The sequence below is a fragment of the Klebsiella terrigena genome, assembly GCF_006539725.1.
Classification (GTDB): domain Bacteria; phylum Pseudomonadota; class Gammaproteobacteria; order Enterobacterales; family Enterobacteriaceae; genus Klebsiella; species Klebsiella terrigena.
In genome coordinates this window covers 168,576-187,241 of sequence record NZ_BJNO01000003.1, presented here as the reverse complement: position 1 = coordinate 187,241, position 18,666 = coordinate 168,576, and the positions used below count along the sequence as shown (strand labels likewise).

At 56.3% G+C, this 18,666-nt stretch carries 16 protein-coding genes; 6 read left to right on the top strand and 10 right to left on the bottom strand.

Translation table 11 applies throughout. From position 1 onward, the window contains the following. Positions 1 to 1,038 (bottom strand): gentisate 1,2-dioxygenase, encoded by a 1,038-nt coding sequence (gene gtdA / locus RTE01_RS05795; RefSeq protein WP_041146469.1) that lies wholly within the window; start codon positions 1,036 to 1,038, stop codon positions 1 to 3. Between the two features lie 11 nt (positions 1,039 to 1,049). Further along, complete coding sequence (gene mhbT, locus RTE01_RS05790; RefSeq protein WP_134527078.1) at positions 1,050 to 2,408, bottom strand: 3-hydroxybenzoate transporter MhbT; 1,359 nt, start codon at positions 2,406 to 2,408, stop codon at positions 1,050 to 1,052. A 126-nt stretch (positions 2,409 to 2,534) separates the two neighbouring features. Between mhbT and RTE01_RS05785 the strand changes: the two genes are divergently transcribed. From RTE01_RS05785 to sanA, 5 genes are all read left to right on the top strand, one after another. Continuing rightward, positions 2,535 to 3,446: a LysR family transcriptional regulator gene (locus RTE01_RS05785; RefSeq protein ID WP_141334782.1), complete on the top strand. Its 912-nt coding sequence runs from the start codon at positions 2,535 to 2,537 to the stop codon at positions 3,444 to 3,446. Positions 3,447 to 3,571: 125 nt separating this feature from the next. Next, positions 3,572 to 3,976 (top strand): CidA/LrgA family protein, encoded by a 405-nt coding sequence (locus RTE01_RS05780; protein WP_041146472.1) that lies wholly within the window; start codon positions 3,572 to 3,574, stop codon positions 3,974 to 3,976. Beyond that, positions 3,966 to 4,661 (top strand): CidB/LrgB family autolysis modulator, encoded by a 696-nt coding sequence (locus RTE01_RS05775; protein ID WP_045855868.1) that lies wholly within the window; start codon positions 3,966 to 3,968, stop codon positions 4,659 to 4,661. Before RTE01_RS05780 ends, RTE01_RS05775 begins: the two co-directional genes overlap by 11 nt. Before the next feature lie 128 nt (positions 4,662 to 4,789). Next, positions 4,790 to 5,674 (top strand): cytidine deaminase, encoded by an 885-nt coding sequence (gene cdd / locus RTE01_RS05770; RefSeq protein WP_041146474.1) that lies wholly within the window; start codon positions 4,790 to 4,792, stop codon positions 5,672 to 5,674. 127 nt (positions 5,675 to 5,801) lie between these two features. Next, positions 5,802 to 6,512, top strand: a complete 711-nt coding sequence (sanA, locus tag RTE01_RS05765) for an outer membrane permeability protein SanA (RefSeq protein ID WP_041146475.1) — start codon at positions 5,802 to 5,804, stop codon at positions 6,510 to 6,512. 40 nt (positions 6,513 to 6,552) lie between these two features. On the opposite strand, the gene RTE01_RS05760 is transcribed toward sanA, so the two are convergent. The 7 genes from RTE01_RS05760 to folE all read right to left on the bottom strand — a co-directional run bounded on the left by RTE01_RS05760 (position 6,553) and on the right by folE (position 15,289). Then, on the bottom strand, positions 6,553 to 7,920 hold the full coding sequence (locus tag RTE01_RS05760) for a GGDEF domain-containing protein (protein ID WP_134527084.1): 1,368 nt from the start codon (positions 7,918 to 7,920) through the stop codon (positions 6,553 to 6,555). A 261-nt stretch (positions 7,921 to 8,181) separates the two neighbouring features. Beyond that, positions 8,182 to 9,192 carry a galactose/methyl galactoside ABC transporter permease MglC gene (mglC, locus tag RTE01_RS05755; RefSeq protein ID WP_041146477.1) on the bottom strand — a complete coding sequence of 337 codons (1,011 nt, stop codon included), beginning with the start codon at positions 9,190 to 9,192 and terminating at the stop codon, positions 8,182 to 8,184. Between the two features lie 15 nt (positions 9,193 to 9,207). Continuing rightward, complete coding sequence (gene mglA / locus RTE01_RS05750; RefSeq protein WP_041146478.1) at positions 9,208 to 10,728, bottom strand: galactose/methyl galactoside ABC transporter ATP-binding protein MglA; 1,521 nt, start codon at positions 10,726 to 10,728, stop codon at positions 9,208 to 9,210. 248 nt (positions 10,729 to 10,976) lie between these two features. Next, complete coding sequence (mglB, locus tag RTE01_RS05745) at positions 10,977 to 11,975, bottom strand: galactose/glucose ABC transporter substrate-binding protein MglB (RefSeq protein ID WP_041146479.1); 999 nt, start codon at positions 11,973 to 11,975, stop codon at positions 10,977 to 10,979. A gap of 293 nt (positions 11,976 to 12,268) precedes the next feature. Next, positions 12,269 to 13,291: an HTH-type transcriptional regulator GalS gene (gene galS / locus RTE01_RS05740; protein ID WP_134527087.1), complete on the bottom strand. Its 1,023-nt coding sequence runs from the start codon at positions 13,289 to 13,291 to the stop codon at positions 12,269 to 12,271. Positions 13,292 to 13,446: 155 nt separating this feature from the next. Continuing rightward, positions 13,447 to 14,604 (bottom strand): DUF418 domain-containing protein YeiB, encoded by a 1,158-nt coding sequence (yeiB, locus tag RTE01_RS05735; protein ID WP_041146480.1) that lies wholly within the window; start codon positions 14,602 to 14,604, stop codon positions 13,447 to 13,449. Between the two features lie 16 nt (positions 14,605 to 14,620). After that, entirely contained in the window at positions 14,621 to 15,289 is a 669-nt protein-coding gene (folE, locus tag RTE01_RS05730; protein ID WP_041146481.1) for a GTP cyclohydrolase I FolE, read from the bottom strand. A 445-nt stretch (positions 15,290 to 15,734) separates the two neighbouring features. Between folE and fghA the strand changes: the two genes are divergently transcribed. Continuing rightward, entirely contained in the window at positions 15,735 to 16,574 is an 840-nt protein-coding gene (fghA, locus tag RTE01_RS05725) for an S-formylglutathione hydrolase (RefSeq protein WP_134527090.1), read from the top strand. 86 nt (positions 16,575 to 16,660) lie between these two features. On the opposite strand, the gene cirA is transcribed toward fghA, so the two are convergent. Then, positions 16,661 to 18,634: a catecholate siderophore receptor CirA gene (cirA, locus tag RTE01_RS05720; RefSeq protein WP_041146483.1), complete on the bottom strand. Its 1,974-nt coding sequence runs from the start codon at positions 18,632 to 18,634 to the stop codon at positions 16,661 to 16,663. Between the last annotated feature and the right edge of the window lie 32 nt (positions 18,635 to 18,666).

The following is an 18,666-nucleotide window of genomic DNA, read 5'->3' as shown; positions in this document are numbered from 1 at the left end:
TTAGTAACGCGCTTCGCGGAACAGGCCGAGGGTTTCCTGGACCGGGCGGTCCGAGAAGCTGAATAACACCGTCTCCTGCGCTGCGGTGAAAGAGACGCCGTGCCAGGTCGGCACCACGAAGATGTCTTTCGCCTGGAAGGTAAAGGTTTGCTCGCCGACGGTAACCTGCCCGCTCCCTTCGACGACGTGGTAGATAGTGCTGTCGGTGGTTTTCGCGGTCCGCGAGCTAAAGCCTTTGGGCAGCAGCTGCAGGAAAGCGCCCATTGATGGCATCGGGTAGCCGCCGGTGAGCGGATTGACGTAGCGCATTTTGTAGCCGTCCCACTCGTCGGCGGCGCCCATTTTGGTCAATTCATGCAGCGCGTCGCGGCTGCGGTCATAGCGGTAGTTAAAGATCGGCGAGGAGTTGCCCACCTGGTGGCGCAGCGGCAGCATGTTGGCGGCGTAGCGCGGCAGATAGTCGCCCTCCTTGCGGGTGACCGGCTGCTGATCCTCAGGGTAATCTTCGGCAAAGCCGCAGCCCAGATAGTTCACCAGCGGCAGGTCGAGGCCGTCGAGCCAGATAACCGGCTCATCGCCGGGGTTGCCGTGGTCGTGCCAGCGCCACTGCGGGGTGAGAATAAAGTCGCCGGGACGCATCGCCGTGCGCTCGCCGTCGACGGCGGTAAAGGCCCCTTCGCCCTCCACGACAAAGCGCAGCGCCGACTGATTATGCCGATGGCTCGGCGCCACCTCGCCGGGCATGATCAGCTGTAAACCCGCATACAGCGAGGAGGTAATGGAGGAGTGGCCGCGCAGGGCCGGGTTCTCCAGCACCAGCACCCGACGCACCGCTTCTTTGGCGCCAATCAGCCGGCCGCTTTCCAGCAGCAGCGGGCGAATTTCCTGATAATTCCAGTAGGCCGGCGCGCAGTTGGCGTTCGGCGTTTTCGGCACCAGATGATGCAGCGACTCCCACAAAGGCGTCAGGTTCTGGCCCGAGATATGCTCATAAAACTGCTGGCGACCGCCGGTAACTTCCGTTGCGTGCTGAGACATGATTGTTCTCCTTATTTATTCACGATGCCCGCGGAGGGCAGCGCGTCGGGTACGGTAATCGGATTGCGGACAACCAGGGTCAGCAAAATCAGCATTCCTGCGCTAATCGCGGCCGGAACGGCGATGACGAAAAACAGGGTATCGAATGAGAAATTCATCGCCATCATCATGCCGCCGGAGAGAGAGCCGACGATGGCTCCGCAGCGGCCGACGGCGTTTGACCAGCTGACGCCGGTGGCGCGGCTCTGGGTCGGATAGAGCGTGGCCGTTAGCGCGTTAAGGCCCACCTGCGAACCGCTGACGCCAATCCCGGTGCCGAAAATCGCCAGCGCCATTAGCCACAGGCCGTTCTCGCTAAGGCCAATCATCACGATGCAGACCGCGCCCAGGCAGTAGCTCAGCGCCAGCACCCGATACGGATTAAAGCGATCCATCAGCACGCCCAGCAGCAGCGCGCCGAAGGTGCCGCCAATCTGGAAAGCGGCGGTGACCCACGAGGCGTGCTGCAGGTCGATGCCGCGATGGTTGAGCAGCGTCGGCATCCAGCTGGAAAGCAGGTAGATAATCAGCAGGCTCATAAAGAACACCACCCATAGCATCAGGGTAATGGGCAGCTGGCGGCCAACGAACAGCTGGCCGATGCTGCCTTTAGCGCCGGTGGCCGGCTCATCCAGCCAAAAATGGGTCTGCTCATAGCGCTCGCCGGTAATAGCGCCGACGGTTTTCGCAATCACCGGCTGCGGCAGACGGCGGCGGATCTGCCAGCGCGGGGATTCCGGCAGCACCGCCAGCAGCGCCGCGGCCAGCAGCAGCGGCAGAACGCCGCCAAGCGCCAGGATGCCGTGCCAGCCAATCTGCGCTACCAGCTGGGCGCTGACCACGCCGCCCAGCGCCGAACCGAGGGTAAAGCCGCAAAACATCAGGGTCACCAGCGCACCGCGCCGCCGGGCGGGCAGATACTCAGAGGTCATGGTAATGGTGTTCGGCATCGCCCCGCCGAGGCCGAGCCCGGTCAGGAAGCGCAGGATAACCAGCGTCTCGAGGTCGGGGGAAAAGGCCGAAAGCAGGCTAAAGAGGCCAAATAACGCCACGCAGAACTCAATCACCCGCTTGCGACCGAAGCGGTCGGAAAGCGGGCCACACAGCAGAGCGCCGGCGGTTAAGCCCAGCAGGCCTGCGCCAAACAGCGGCGCGAGCTCGCTGGCGCCGAGCTGCCAGTGGGCGCGAATATCGGGGGCGATAAAGCCAATGGCGGCGGTATCAAAACCGTCGAGCATGACCACCAGAAAACAGCAGATAATCACGCGCCACTGCCGGGCACCTACCGGAGCGGCGTCCAGCAGCGTTTGCAATTCACGTCGTTGAGTCATCGTTATGCCTCAGTGCAGGGAGGAGGAGATGTTGTATTTATTTCTTTTATGTTGCGATTTTGTAACTCAGGCGATGAAATGTACAATGGTATCTCGGGCATAGACATAACCTGGAGGTTATTGCTAATGGCAAACTGGACGCAAAAACTGAAGCTGCATCATCTGCAAATGCTGGTGGCACTCGGCGAGCAGGGCAACCTGACGCAGGTGGCGAAAATGATGAATATTACCCAGCCCGCGCTCTCTAAATGGCTGACTCAGTTTGAAGAAGAGGTCGGCATGCTGCTGTTCGAACGCCATAGCAAAGGCCTACGCCCTTCCGAAGGCGGCAAGCTGCTGCTGCAGCACGCCCAGCGCCTGATCAACGATATGTCCCGCTCGCAGTATGAGATTGAGCGCTTCAAACAGGGCGGGCTGGTGGGTAGCCTGATGATCGGCTGTTCGCCGGTGGCCACCGACTGCGTTGCGCTGGCCATTCTCTCGCTGCTCAAGGAGATGCCGAGCCTGCATCTGAACATCGAAGAAAAGGTGATGACCCCCCTGCTTCACGACCTACTCTCCGGAGTGGTGGACGTGGTGGTAGGCCGGGTGGGCGGACGGGCGCTGGAGCTGCCGCTTAACTATCGGGTGCTGTATACCGAGCCGGTGTGCTTCGTCGCCCGCCCCGATCACCCGCTGGCGCAGATGACGAGCCTCGGCTGGGCCGACCTCGCCCACTGGCGCTGGATAGTCTGGCCAACCGGCACGCCGATCCGCCTGAGCATTGACAACGCCCTGGTCGATAATGGCGTGATGCTGCCGGAAAATACCATCGAGTCGGCGTCGATGAACGTCACCAGCAACCTGCTGCAAAGCAGCGACATGATCTCTATTCTTTCTTTACGCCTGGCACAGCGCTTTGCCGAACAGCAGCAGCTGGCAATTCTTAATTTGCCGCGCATCGAACAAAAAGGTAGCGTCGGGGTATTCTGGCGAAAAAGTGAAACGCCATCGCTTGCCCTCAGCCGGTTTCTGGATTATCTATCGCAGGCATCGTAGCCGTGGCGCTGCCCGCGCGGGGTTCCATTTCTCTATCCCCGCTATGCGTATTATTCATGATGTGATCGGTAGCACATTTTTGGGTTTAATTGTATGATGAATGCGGTTCATCAAGGGTTATTACCATGAGTCAATCACTGATTATTATCTGGCAGTATCTGCGGGCTTTTGTGCTGATTTACGCCTGCCTGTACGCCGGGATTTTTATCGCCTCCCTGCTGCCCATCACCATCCCAGGCAGCATTATCGGGATGCTGATTTTGTTCGTCCTGCTGGCGCTGCAGATTATGCCGCCGAAGTGGGTTAATCCCGGCTGTAACGTGCTGATTCGCTATATGGCGCTGCTGTTCGTGCCCATCGGCGTGGGCGTAATGCAGTACTGGGATTTGCTCCGCGCTCAGCTCGGCCCGGTCGCCGTCTCCTGCACCATCAGCACGCTGGTCGTTTTTCTGGTTGTCAGCTGGAGCTCTCATCTGGTGCACGGCGAACGCAAAGTGGTCGGCCAAAAAGGAAGCAAAAATGATGCATGAAATCTGGTGGTCACTGCCGCTGACGCTGATCGTGTTTTTCCTCGCCCGCAGGCTGGCAGCGCGCTTTAAATTTCCGCTGCTCAACCCGCTGCTGGTGGCGATGGTGGTCATCATCCCTTTTCTGCTGCTGACCGGTATCTCCTACGATCGCTATTTTCAGGGCAGTAAGATCCTCAACGATCTGCTGCAGCCTGCGGTGGTGGCGCTGGCCTTTCCTTTATACGAGCAGCTCCACCAGATTCGCGCCCGCTGGAAATCGATTATTACCATCTGCTTTATCGGCAGCGTGGTGGCGATGGTCACCGGGACCACCGTGGCGCTGTTAATGGGCGCGACGCCGCAAATCGCCGCGTCGATCATGCCGAAATCGGTCACCACGCCGATTGCGATGGCGGTCAGCGGCAGCATTGGCGGTATTCCGGCAATCAGCGCGGTATGCGTTATCTTCGTCGGCATCCTCGGCGCGGTTTTCGGCCATACGCTGCTCAACCTGATGCGCATCCGCACCAAGGCCTCACGCGGCCTGTCGATGGGTACCGCCTCGCACGCGCTGGGCACCGCGCGCTGTGCGGAGCTGGATTACCAGGAGGGGGCCTTCAGCTCCCTGGCGCTGGTGCTGTGCGGGATTATTACCTCCCTGGTTGCGCCGTTTTTGTTCCCGGTGATTTTAGCCGTGGTGGGATAATTTGTGATTTAAGTCACATTTATTAATGCAACATAATGGAGTTGCACAAACAATGAGATATTAATCACATATACAGGCCATCACCGCCCGTACACTAGATTTCCATTACATTGTTATGAGGCAACGCCATGCACCCACGTTTTCAAGCTGCTCTCCCTCAACTGACGGCAGACCTGCAGACGGCAATCGCCCCGATGCTGACCGACCCGCATTTCCCGGCCATGCTCGATGCAGACCAGGTCGCCGCGCTGCAAAGCGCAACCGGCCTCGACGAAGACGCGCTGGCCTTTGCCCTGCTGCCGCTGGCCGCAGCCTGCGCGCGCGCCGACCTCTCGCATTTTAACGTTGGCGCTATCGCGCGCGGCGTCAGCGGGCGCTGGTATTTCGGCGGCAACATGGAATTCCTCGGTGCGACCATGCAGCAAACCGTCCATGCGGAGCAGAGCGCCATCAGCCATGCGTGGCTGCGCGGCGAAAAATCCCTGCTGGCAATCACCGTTAACTACACGCCCTGCGGCCACTGCCGCCAGTTTATGAACGAGCTCAACAGTAGCCAGGTGCTGCGCATCCACCTGCCGGGCCGCGAGGCGCATTCGCTGCAGCACTATCTGCCGGATGCGTTTGGTCCGAAGGATCTGGAGATCAAAACGCTGCTGATGGACGAGCAGGATCACGGCTTCCCGCTGAGCGGCGACGCGCTGGCGCAGGCGGCGATCCGGGCGGCAAATCGCTGCCACATGCCCTACAGCCAGTCGCCGTCAGGCGTCGCGCTGGAGCTGAAGGACGGCACGATCTTCTCCGGCAGCTATGCCGAAAACGCCGCCTTTAACCCGACGCTGCCGCCGCTGCAGGGCGCCCTCAACCTGCTCAGCCTGAACGGCTATGATTATGCCGATATCCAGCGGGCCATTCTCGCCGAAAAAGCCGATGCGGCGCTGATCCAGTGGGATGCCACCGCCGCCACGTTGAAAGCCCTCGGCTGTCACAGTATTGACCGCGTGCTGCTCGGTTAAATCCCCCATAAAACGGGCCTCTGGCCCGTTTTGTTGAAAATCCCCGCAATCAAACGATGGTTTCTTGCTCTTGCCCGGCGGGTAAAGTAGCCTGAACACTCCATTGTCTACCGTTGAGCCCAGGTTAATGTTAAAGCGTGCGTTATACAGCCTGTTAGTCCTGTTCGGCCTGCTGCTGTTGACCGTGCTGGGTCTTGACCGCTGGATGAGCTGGAAAACCGCGCCCTATATCTACGATGAACTGCAGGATCTGCCCTACCGCCAGGTTGGGGTGGTACTCGGCACCGCCAAGTACTACCGCACCGGGGTCATCAATCAATACTACCGTTACCGTATCCAGGGTGCGCTCAACGCCTACAACAGCGGCAAGGTGAACTACCTGCTGCTCAGCGGTGATAACGCGCTGCAGAGCTATAATGAGCCGATGACAATGCGCCGGGACCTGATTAAAGCAGGTGTCGATCCGGCGGATATCGTGCTGGACTATGCCGGCTTCCGCACCCTCGACTCTATCGTGCGGACCCGCAAGGTGTTCGACACCAATGATTTTATTATCATCACCCAGCGCTTCCACTGCGAGCGCGCGCTGTTTATCGCCCTGCATATGGGCATTCAGGCGCAGTGCTATGCGGTCCCGTCGCCAAAAGATATGTGGAACGTGCGGCTGCGCGAGTTCGGCGCGCGCTTTGGCGCCCTCGCGGACCTCTACGTGTTCAAACGCGAGCCGCGTTTTCTCGGCCCGCTGATCCCTATTCCGGCACAGCAGGAAGTTCCGCAGGGGGTGCAGTCCTATCCGGCGGTGACGCCTGAGCAGCTGCTGGAGCTGCAGAGTAAATAGCGCGCGACCGACCGGGGTCGCGCAGCGCTAAATCCGCCGTTTAATCGCTAAATTCAACCACCCGGTTACGGCCGCCGTTTTTGGCGTCATACAGCGCCTTATCGGCCTCATCGACCATTTTTTGATAATCAGGATGGCCGCGATAGTGGCTGACCCCGAACGAGGCGCTGAGCGCAACCTTTTGCCCCTCCGCGGTCACGTAAGGCGAGCTGGCAATTTTGTGACGGATAGCGTCGACAAAGCTCAGCGTCTGGTGGCGGGTAAACTCCAGATAAACAATCATGAACTCCTCGCCGCCATAGCGGAACACGTAGTCGCTGGCGCGCGTGCTCTCCGTCAGGATCGCCGCGATATGGCGTAATACCTCATCCCCGGTCGAGTGGCCCCAGGTATCGTTGATCTGCTTGAAGTGGTCGACGTCCAGCATCGCCACCGCCAGATTTTTGCCGCTCTCCATCGCCAGCTTCACCTCGTGCTTGAGCACCGTTGACATAAAGCGCCGGTTTAGCAGGTTGGTCAGCACGTCTTTACCGCTTTCCAGGCGATTGGCCTCTTCAAACAGCGAGGTGAACAGGTTATTGATGATCATGGTCTTTGAGCGAATATCGCTCAGCAGGGACTGAATAGAGTCCAGCTCGTTGCCGCCGGTATCCGCCCCTTTGTTTAACATGTCGTCAATGGCTTCAATCAGCAGATTAATTTGTTCGATTTCCGGCTGCCTGCCGAAGTGCTGACTGCATTTGTGGCGGAACCACAGGCCAAACTCTGAATCGCTTAGCAGATAGGAGTGAATATTGGCGGTACGCGAGACCAGCGCATAGATCAGCGCATTTTCCCAGTTAAACAGCGCGGCCTGCTGCTTGCCTTTTTCCAGCTCAAGGTTGGCAATAAGATTGTGCAGGCGGTAGGACTCTTCGTTCTTCGCTTCATTTAGCTGATATTTTTCATAAGCGTAGGTCATCAGCTCGCTGGCAATTTGTATCGATACCGAAACGTACTGCTGCATCAGAATACTTAATTTACTGTCGAGCGCTAATGACTGAATATAGTTAAGCATCGACTGAGTAATGATGCGCATGCCTTTGAGTACCAGACTCGCCGGAATGCCAACCCGCGAATGAATATTACCGATATGATATTGCTGCCCGGCAAACTCCAGCAGCCCTTCGCCTTTCAGGGTCAGAGCATGAATAATCCATTTACGCATCGAATGCCGCAGCCGCGTATGAACCATTTCCGAACAGAGGAATTTTTCCGCGTGCGGATCCGCCAGCATAATGTCATAAAATTTATCCGCCAGATCGGCCGCCTTATCATCAGCAATATGCCGCAGCTTAGCGGAGACCGGCTCGGAAATCAGCAGCGAAAACTCAACCCATTCTTTTACAATTTGTTCACTATATTTCATCAATCACTCAATGACTTACTCATGTGCTTAAATTATCCTGAATAAACTATCCATTAATTATGCAGAAATTATTATCTTTACCAGAAAGACCCATTCCGCACTATCTTCCTCCAGATATCGTGGAAAGAGAATTGCTGCGCGGGGGCTTATTTGTCTATTTTTGGACTTTAATCCTTAAACCCTGAAGCGGTTTAACAATAAACCCGTGCGGCACAAACAAAAAAAGCCCGCGCACTGCGCGGGCCTGATAAACATCGAACGTTATTTTTTACGCGCGTATTTCAGCGAATCCAGCGCAACGGCGAAGATAATAATGGCGCCCTTGATAATATACTGCCAGTACGGGTTCACGCCGATATAGGTCAGCCCGTAGTTAATCACCGTAAAGATGATAACGCCGGTAACCACGCCGAACACGGTACCCACGCCGCCGCTGAAGGAGACGCCGCCGACCACGCAGGCCGCAATCGCATCCAGCTCGTACATAAAGCCGAGGTTGTTGGTAGCGGAGCCAATTCGCCCGGCCTCCAGCAGCCCGCCGAAGGCGTAAAACACGCCGGACAGGGCATAAATCATCAGCAGGTTAAGGGCCACGTTAACCCCTGAAACCTTCGCCGCTTCCGGGTTGCCGCCGATAGCAAAGATGTTTTTACCGAAGCGGGTTTTGTTCCACAGGATCCAGACGAAGAAGACGGCAATCAGCGCGTAGAAGGTGATATACGACAGGCGGAACGTCCCCAGCGCAATAAACCCTTGAGCGAAATGCGAGAAGTGGCTGTCGAATCCGGAAACCGGCGAGGCGCCAACAAAATCGTAGTACAGGGAGTTGATCCCATAAACGATGATCATGGTGCCCAGGGTGGTGATAAACGGCGTCACGTTCAGGTAGGCGATGATAATACCGTTAATCAGGCCAATCACCGCACCAATCGCACACACCAGCAGGATCACCAGCGGAATTGGCATGGTTGCCATATCCGGGAAGACCTTGTTGGCGTTATCCACCGCCTGCAGCATCGTTGCGGCGATAACCGCCGCCAGGCCAACCTGACGTCCGGCTGACAGGTCGGTGCCCTGAGTCACGATGAGCCCCGCGACGCCCAGCGCGATAATAATACGCACCGAGGACTGGGTCAGAATGTTACTTAAGTTGAGTAAACTTAAGAAGGTGGGATCCTGGAAAATAATAATGGCCAGCAGGACCAAAAGAACAACGTAAATCCCACCATCCTTCAGGTAGGTGAGAAAACTCTTTTTATTTAATGCGCTCATCGCAAGCCCCTGATCTTAAAGATGCAACGACGCAAGACGTAAAATTTCGTTTTGCGTAGTGGTTTTTGTCTCAACAATTCCGGCAACGAGACCGTTGCTCATTACCAGAATACGGTCAGTAATACCCAGCAGCTCCGGCATCTCGGAGGAAATAATAATGATCCCTTTCTCTCTTTTGGCCAGCTCGGCAATCAGCTGATAGATTTCAAACTTAGCCCCGACGTCAATCCCGCGCGTCGGTTCATCAAGCATCAAAATCTCCGGCTGGGTTAACAGCCAGCGGCCGATAATAACCTTCTGCTGGTTACCGCCGGACAGCGAACCAATTTGCGTATGCTGTCCTGGGGTCTTCACGCGCATGGAGTCAATAACCCACTGGGTATCGCTTTTCATGCGTGAGTTATCCAGCAATCCGATCCTGTTCTTATATTTCTTAATATTGGAGATCAGGGAGTTAAAGCCGATATCCAGATAAGCGTAAATCCCGGTAGAGCGGCGCTCTTCGGTCACCAGCGCAAAGCCGTGGTTAATGGCTTCGTTGGCGCTATGGTTATTAATTTTCTTACCGTGGAGCTTGATCGTCCCGCTGGCCTTTTCGCGAATGCCAAATAGCGTCTCAACGATATCGGTACGCTTGGCCCCCACCAGCCCGGCCACGCCGAGGATTTCGCCCTTGTGCAGGTCGAAGGAGACGTCGCGGATTGACGGCTGACGCAGAGACGTCAGGTTGCGCACCTCAAGAATCACCTCGCCCGGCGTATTTTCACGGTTTGGGAAACGCTGGTTCAGAGAACGGCCGACCATCATGGCGATGATCTTATCCATGTCCAGTCCTTCCAGCGGCTGGGTGGCAATCCACTGACCGTCGCGCAGGATGGTTATCTCATCGCACAGCTGGAAAATCTCTTCCATTTTGTGGGAGATATAGACGATGCCGCAGCCGCGTTCTTTCAGCTTACGGATGATCTTAAACAGATGGTTGACCTCTTTTTCGGTCAGCGACGACGTCGGCTCGTCCATAATGACGATTTTGGCGTCATAGGAAAATGCCTTCGCAATTTCAATCATCTGCATTTGCGATACCGATAGCGTCCCCACGCGCGCGCGCGGGTCAATATCAATATCCAGTTCATCAAATATCGCTTTGGTATCGCGATACATTTTGTCCTGATCGACAAACATGCCCTTGGTGGGATAACGCCCCAGCCACATGTTGTCCATTACCGAACGTTGTAATACTAAGTTTAATTCCTGGTGAACCATTGAGATGCCGTTTTCCAGGGCTTCTTTAGCCGAATGGAAGTCGATCTCTTTTCCCTGAAAAAGAATGCTGCCGGAATCCTTTTGATAGATCCCAAAAAGGCATTTTAATAATGTCGATTTCCCCGCCCCGTTCTCGCCCATTAATGCATGAATAGAGTGAGGACGGACCTTCAGGTTGACATTATCGAGTGCCTTGACGCCAGGAAATGATTTGTTGATGTTGCTCATTTCCAACAAAAATTCGCCCGACCGTTCGCTATTATTACTGACCATAGTTATACCTGGCTGCGTTCATGCACACCCTCAGCTGACGAATTAGCGCCAAAATAAGGGTCTGGTTCTGTATCAGGAATAATCGGGCGTAGCGGCTCGCGATCCTTCAGGCTGCCATTTTACCGGCGACGTTGATCTCAACGCTTCCCGAGTGATTTTATTTATCGCTGATACGCCCGTACATCTACTCGATGAATATCGAGCTGCGAAATGGTATTCACCCGCAGCTCGAAACCGAGTACTAAATATTATTTGCCAATAAACTGGCTCAGATTGTCTTTATCTACGCCAACGTAAGGAACGCGAACGATTTTATTTTCAATCTTCCAGCTGGTGCCTGCAGCAGGTTCTTTACCGGCTGCCAGGTTTCTCGCCAGATCGAACGTGGCTTTTGCCTGGTTATTAGCATCGTTCAGCACGGTACCGGCCATCGCACCGGATTTAACCAGCGCCAGCGCTTCTGGTAAGGCATCGACGCCGAAGACCGGAATGCTGCTCTTGTTATGCGCTTTCAGCGCTTCTACCGCACCCATTGCCATCGCATCGTTGTTGGCGATAACCACTTCAATTTTGTTAGCGTTAGGGCCGGAGAGCCAGGCGTCCATCTTATCTTTCGCCTGAGCGGTATCCCACATCGCGGTATCCATCTGCAGCTGCTGAGTTTTCAGACCTTTATCATTCAGCTCTTTAATGACGTAGGTGGTACGCGCTTCAGCATCCGGATGGCCCGGCTCGCCTTTCAGCAGCACATACTGAATCTGACCGTCTTTGTTCAGATCCCAGCCGGCGTTGGCTTTCCAGTGTTTAGCAATCAGGTCGCCCTGGATAATACCGGACTCTTTAGAGTCGGTACCGACGTAAAACGCCTTGTCATAGCTGTCCAGCGCTTTGCGGGAAGGCTCTTTGTTAAAGAACACGACCGGGACGTTCTGTCCGCGCGCTTTATCGATAACGGTGCCTGCAGCAGCCGGATCCACCAGGTTAATTGCCAGCGCCTTGACGCCTTTTGCCAGCAGGACATCAATCTGATCGTTCTGTTTGGACTGGTCGTTTTGCGAGTCATTCATCAGCAGCTGAACGTCCGGCGCTGTTTTGCCGTCTTTCTCAATGGCCTTACGCACCACCGACATAAAGTTGTCGTCATATTTATAAATGGTTACGCCGATGCGGGTATCAGCTGCGTGTGCCGCGGCGCCAAATAACATACTCGCCATAACTGCAGACAGGGTTAACACCTTCTTATTCATGGAATCTCCGGTTTTTTTTATGCAGGGTCATTGTGTGAAAACGGCTGGCGGGAAGTTGTTACATTAACGTTACCGCACAACAAGGTTCACGACTGTAAATTCTGTCTTCCGTGTAGGGTAACGCTCCAAAGGTACGGCTTTACTCGCAGTTTAGCGCCTTGTTCCCGTTGCAAAAGTGATTAATCACCGTGACAAAATGGTCAGGACTGGTAAACGCGGCCATCATAATCAGTTGAATGTTAATATACTGTGAATTTACTCACAGATTGAAAGCGGTTACATCACTGCCCTTTTCAGTTAGTGATCGGCCCCACAATTTGCCGCTGGGTCACCGAATGGCGACGTACCAGAGTCGGCATAAAGCAGTGGCGAGCGTCATGGTCGAGTTTCCCCGCAGCCCCCAGCAGCGCCAGCTCGGTGGCCAGTTTTGCCATCGACATAATAGGATAGCGCACCGTCGTCAGCTGTGGGTCGGTGTAACGAGAAATAGGGATATCATCAAAGCCAATCAGCGACAGATGCTGCGGCACGACAATGCCGTTATCTTTCAGCGTGGTCAGCGCACCGGCCGCCATGCTGTCGTTGTAGGCGAAAACGGCGGTGAGGCCTAAATTACGCCCCAGCAGCTCGACCATTGCCGCCTCGCCGCCCTGCATATCCGGCGAGCCGGAGCCTACCCAGCTGTCGGGGGCAATAATGCTTTGTTCCTGTAACGCCCTGAACCACCCTTCCTGGCGCAGAGCGTCATCCTCAATGCCGTGATTTGAGGAGAGATAGCCGATCCGCTGGTGGCCGTGGTTGAGCAGCATCCGCGTCGCCATCAGCGCCCCGCTGACGTTATCCAGACCGACGCAGCGGTGCGCGTAGCCGGGCACAATGCGGTTGATCAGCACCATCCCCGGAATATGCTGCATGAAATCGCCGAGCTCCTCGTCGCTCAGCGCCTTGGAGTGCACGATCAGCGCCAAACAGCGCTGGCGGATCAGCACTTCGATGGCGTTACGCTCTTTTTCCGCCTCGTGGTAGCTGTTGCCGATCAGCACGTATTTCTGATGCTGCTGAGCCACGGTATCCACCGCCTTCACCAGCGCACCGAAAAAGGCATCCGACACGTCCATCACCACCACGCCGATGGTATCGCTGACCTGCGTCGCCAGCGCCTGCGCGTTGGCGTTGGGCCGGTAGCCCAGTTGCGTTACCGCTTTCATTACGCTTTCGCGCGTATCCGGGCTCACCAGCGCGCTATTATTCAGCACGCGCGAGACCGTCGCGACGGAAACACCCGCCTGACGGGCGACATCACGAATGGTGATCATGCTCACCGACCTGTAGAGAATTGCAATACGTCACACCCACCTCCTGTGTTCAGCAAGGTGGCTATTCTGGCAGCGACGCGCGGCGCGCTACGTGAGTGAGGTCACACGCCTGAAAACGCTTACATTCATTTTGTTAACGATTGTGATCGAGATCGTTATCTGGATGTGTTCTTTAATGATGTCCCTGAGGCCCGCAGGGTGAGCTGACGCCACAGCCATTCAACCGGGCCCTGGCGGAAATGACGCAGCCAGAAGAGTGAGAAGATGAGGTTGACCGCCCAAACCGGAACGACGAAGGCCAGCAGCTGCAGGCGGTCGAACTTCATAAACAGGCCAAGGTGGTAAAAGAGCGTGGTGCAGATGAGGGTTTGTAACAGGTAGTTGGTCAGCGCCATGCGCCCGACGCAGGCAATGGCGGTCACCAGCCGCAGCTTACACAGCCAGGGCCAGAAGCCCCACGCCAGGGAAGCGTAGCCAATGGTTTGCAGCGGCGCGCCGAGCTCGCGCGGCGCCTGCAGCAGGAACGCGCACCAGCGGGGATCCCAGTCGAGATACCACTGGGCGAAAATCGCCGGGATGTTCACCGCCATTCCGGCGATGACCAGCAGGACGCCGGTGCGCCGGTAGTGGCTGAGGCTGAACTGCCCTTTTAGCCAGCCGCTGCGCATCAGGGCGGCGCCCATCAGCATCATTCCCGCCAGCTGCCAGCCGTACTGCGCGCCGAGCGCCAGCAGGTTATCCGACAGCATATCCGCGCGGTTGCTTATCGCTTCGAAGCCGCCGTTCAGCTTCCAGTACTGCTCATACTGTAAATTTGCCGCGTCGGGTACCCAGGAGCGATTCGGCGCATTACCGGAAATGACGCCAAGCAGCACCAGCACCGCAACGCCGATGACGTACAGCATCACGCCGGTATTAAACAGGGATTTGAGGTGATGCGCGTCGCGAATCATTCTCCAGGCCACCAGCCCCACCAGCGCATAGGCCAGCAGGATATCGCCATCCCAGAAAAAGAGTCCGTGGATAAACCCCAGCAGCGCCAGCAGCGTCAGACGCGACTGGATCCAGCGCTTGCCGCGAGGCAGCAGCATCTGAAGCCCGGCGCCAAACAGCAGAGCAAAGAGGGTCAAGAATTTCACCTGCGCCAGCAGGTCGAGAATCGCCCAGGTCCAGGCGTCGCTAACGGAGAGGCTCCCGGACCACGCCGGGTTGAGATAGGCCGCCTTCGGCAGGCCGAAGGCGTTAATATTCAGCAGCAGAATACCCAGGATGGCGACGCCACGAACGAAGTCCAGCGTGACGTTTCTTTCCATGTACCCTGCTCCGATTTTAGCTGTGGTGACGTACGGCGCGCAGGAACTCCTGGCGGGTATTCTGGCTGGATTTAAACAGACCGCCCAACGAGGTGGTTGTGGTGGCGCTGGTTGCATCGCGAATACCGCGCGCCTTCACGCAGTAGTGCACCGCATCAATCGATACCGCCACGTTGCTGGTGCCCAGCAGGGTCTGCAGCGCGGTTAAAATCTGCTGCGTCAGGCGCTCCTGCACCTGCGGGCGCTGGGAGAAGAACTGCACGATGCGGTTGATTTTCGACAGGCCAATGACCGAATCTTTCGGAATATAGGCAACCGTCGCTTTACCATCAATCGTCACGAAGTGGTGTTCGCAGGTGCTGGTCAGGGTGATATCGCGCACGGTAACCATTTCATCAACCTGCATCTTGTTCTCGATGACGGTGATTTTGGGGAACCTGGCGTAGTCCAGTCCGGAAAAGATCTCATCGACATACATTTTAGCGATGCGATGCGGGGTTTCCATCAGACTGTCATCACTAAGATCAAGATTCAGCAGCTGCATAATCTCAGTCATGTGTCCGGCAATCAGACGCTTGCGAGTTTCATTATCTATTTCTTGTACTGGCGGACGCAACGGCGTCTCCAGCCCACGAGCGACCAGCGCTTCATGAACGAGTATGGCTTCTTTGCTCAGTGATGACATTTATGTTCTCCTGCAGGTGTGGCGCTCTTTGCTCTTCTGAGGGCAAAGTTTGCATGCATTGTGCGTGAGGTAGCGCACATAATCTAGTAGCCGAATCGATAATTATTGAAATTTGCGTTACCTATTGATAGTGCGCTTCCGGTCTCACCTCTTCCACGTCGCGCCTGTCAATCGTCTAACGCCCGCCAGTTGCCACTTCCCGAATAAAAGAACGACTTCGCGTCATTCTCAATAGCACAGCCGCCGGAGCATGTTGGCTAAAAGTTGCATTAATGATGCAATATGTTCCCGAAAGGAGAAAGTGAAAGTTGCTCACGAGTGTATGAAATATCTGTATGATGAAAAATTACGTCCACATACGCAGAATCACTCAGCGGCCGTTACCACTTATATCCGTAAAGTAGGGTCTGCAGACTCGCGTATCCCCTTTTCAGAGGAGCCCGGCATGGAATTGCTTGAAGAGCATCGCTGTTATGAAGGTCGGCAGCAACGCTGGCGGCATGACTCCACCACGCTGAACTGTTCAATGACGTTCAGCATCTTCTTACCCCCGCAGCGCGATACCGCACCGCCGCCGGTTGTGTACTGGCTCTCCGGCCTGACCTGCAACGATGAGAACTTTACCACCAAAGCCGGCGCTCAGCGCATCGCGGCCGAGCTAGGCCTGGTCCTGGTCATGCCGGATACCAGCCCGCGCGGCGAGAGCGTCGCCGACGATAGCGCCTACGATCTGGGCAAAGGCGCGGGGTTTTATCTCAACGCCACCGAAGCGCCGTGGTCCGCGCATTTTCGCATGTACGATTATCTTCGCGACGAGCTGCCGCAGCTGATTGGCGCGCAGTTTAACGTCAGCGATCGCTGCGCAATCAGCGGCCACTCAATGGGCGGTCACGGTGCGCTTATTATAGCACTGAAGAACCCTGGCCGTTTCGCCAGCGTGTCGGCCTTTGCACCGATCGTCAACCCTGCCCGGGTGCCGTGGGGGCAAAAAGCGTTTAGCGCCTATTTGGGCGCCGACGAAGCAAGCTGGCAGGCGTGGGACAGTTGCGCATTGATGCAGGCCAGCCAGGCCAGCGACGCGATCCCCACGCTTATCGATCAGGGCGACAGCGACTCATTCCTCGCCGAGCAGCTGCAGCCGGCGGTGCTGGCCGAAGTTGCGCGTCAAAAGGCGTGGCCGCTGACCCTGAGAATTCAGCCCGGCTACGATCATAGCTACTACTTTATTGCTTCCTTTATCGAAGACCATCTGCGTTTTCACGCGCAATATCTGCTGACGCGCTGATAACGCGCATTTTAGCTGCTAACGCTTAGAGGGCTGACAGGTAAACCTGCCAGCCCTCTTTTATTTATCAGCTAACCTGAATGCGCTTAGAAGCGGTAGTCGACGGCCATAAAGTAGCGGCGGCCCTCTTCGGTATAGCTGTAATCATCGCGGCTCAGATCTTTATCCCCGACGTTCAGCACGCCTGAACGCAGCTTAACGTTCTGGGTAACCTGCCACGCGGCGCCGATATCAAACATGGTGTAACCGCCCGGCGTTTTAGCCGTGGCGCTGACCGCGCGCTGCTCGCCGGTGTAGTTCGCCGAAACGTAGAAGGACCAGTCGTCCAGCGGTTTCCAGTCCAGCGTGCCGTTGGCCGTATGGAACGGCAGCGTTTGCAGCGGCTTATCGCCGCCGTTGCTGAGGTCGCGGCCGTCGTTATAGGTATAGTTCACCGTCAGCTTCCACTCGTCGCCAAACGGCACCTTCACTTCGGTTTCGACACCCTTGATGCGGGCCTTGTTGACGTTAAAGTAGCGGAATACCGGCACGCGTTTGCCGTTAACGGTTTTCCAGCCCACAAAGTTAGGGTAGCCCGGCGCCTCGCTGGCGCTGGAGGTACGCAGGATATCAATCATATCGTCCACGTTGTTCTGGAAGGTGGTCACGCTCCCTTCCACACCATCCAGTAATCCCTCTTCACCCCGATAGTAAAGTCCGATCTCGAAGCTTTCGCTGGTTTCCGGCTTAAGGTCAGGGTTACCGATAATGCTGCACGAGCCGCGGCAGGAGTTGGTGGTCCAGTCAGGGTTCAGCTGCAGCAGAGACGGCGCTTTGAAGGCCGTCGCCCAGCCCCCTTTCACCGTCACCGTATCGGTCGCGTTATAGACGAGATAGGCGCGCGGGCTCCAGTGATCGCCGTAGGTTTCGTGGTCATCCATACGAATACCGGTGGTCAGCGCCAGCGGTTCGAAAATACGCCATTCATCTTCAACAAACAGCGCATACTGGCTGGCGGAGGTAGATTTGCCTCCGCTGCTCAAATTGACCGGGTCTTTCAGCTTATCGTGTCGCCATTCGCCACCGACGGTTACCAGCTGATTGATCATTCCCAGCGGCAGGACGTATTTGCCGTCCACAGAGTTGCTTTCGGAGGTGATCGTCCCGGCCTGACCCGGATTTTTGTTATCCACTTTTTCGCCGTAGAACTTCAGCTCGCTGTTACCCAAGTCCCAGCGGCCGTTGTGGCTAAGCGAGTAGTTCTGGCGCTCAAGGCGGTTGCGATCGAGGGAGTCTGAATCCCTGTCCTGGCGGTCAAACCCGTAGCCGGCGGTAATGTCCTGGCTATCGGTCGGTGTCCAGGCAAACTCAACGTTGCCATCGCGGCTAGTGAATCCTTCAATGCGCGGCGTTTCGCCCGCGGCGTTGCTGGACGCCTGCTGATCGTCCTTCGCGCGTTTTGCCAGGCTGCCGTAGGCTTTCATGCCCAGCACGCCATCTATCAGCGGCCCGCTGGTAAAGAACTGTCCGTTATAGGTATCGCCACGGTCACGATGCTCCTGAATAGTGGTATCCGCACTCAGGGAGCCGGTCCATTTTTGGCCCACTTTTTTAGTGATAATGTTGACCACGCCGCCAAGGGCGTCGGAACCGTAAAGGGATGACATCGGCCCGCGCACCACTTCGATACGCTCGATGGCGTCTACCGGGATCCAGTTAAGATCGAAGTCGTTGTGGCGGAAAACGGCGTTGCGTGAGTTGACGCGTTTGCCATCCACGAGAATGAGCGTATAGCTGCTATCGAGACCGCGGATGCTGACGCCCTTGCGGTTATCCCCTTCGTTGGTGAGCTGCACGCCCGGCACGTCGCGCAGAACATCCTTCAGGTTTTGCACCGGACGGCGCTGTAAGTCCTGCTGAGTGATAACGCTAATACTGGCAGGAGCATCCTTTACGCTCTGTTCAGTTGCCGCGGCGGTGACAACCAGCGTTTCTTCATTGACCTCGGCCGCAGCCGGAAGCGCCAGCGAGACGACGGATGCGCACAATCCCGCCCGGACAAAAGGGTTTAGCCTGAACATTTCATATCTCCATGAGGTCACTAACAAATCAA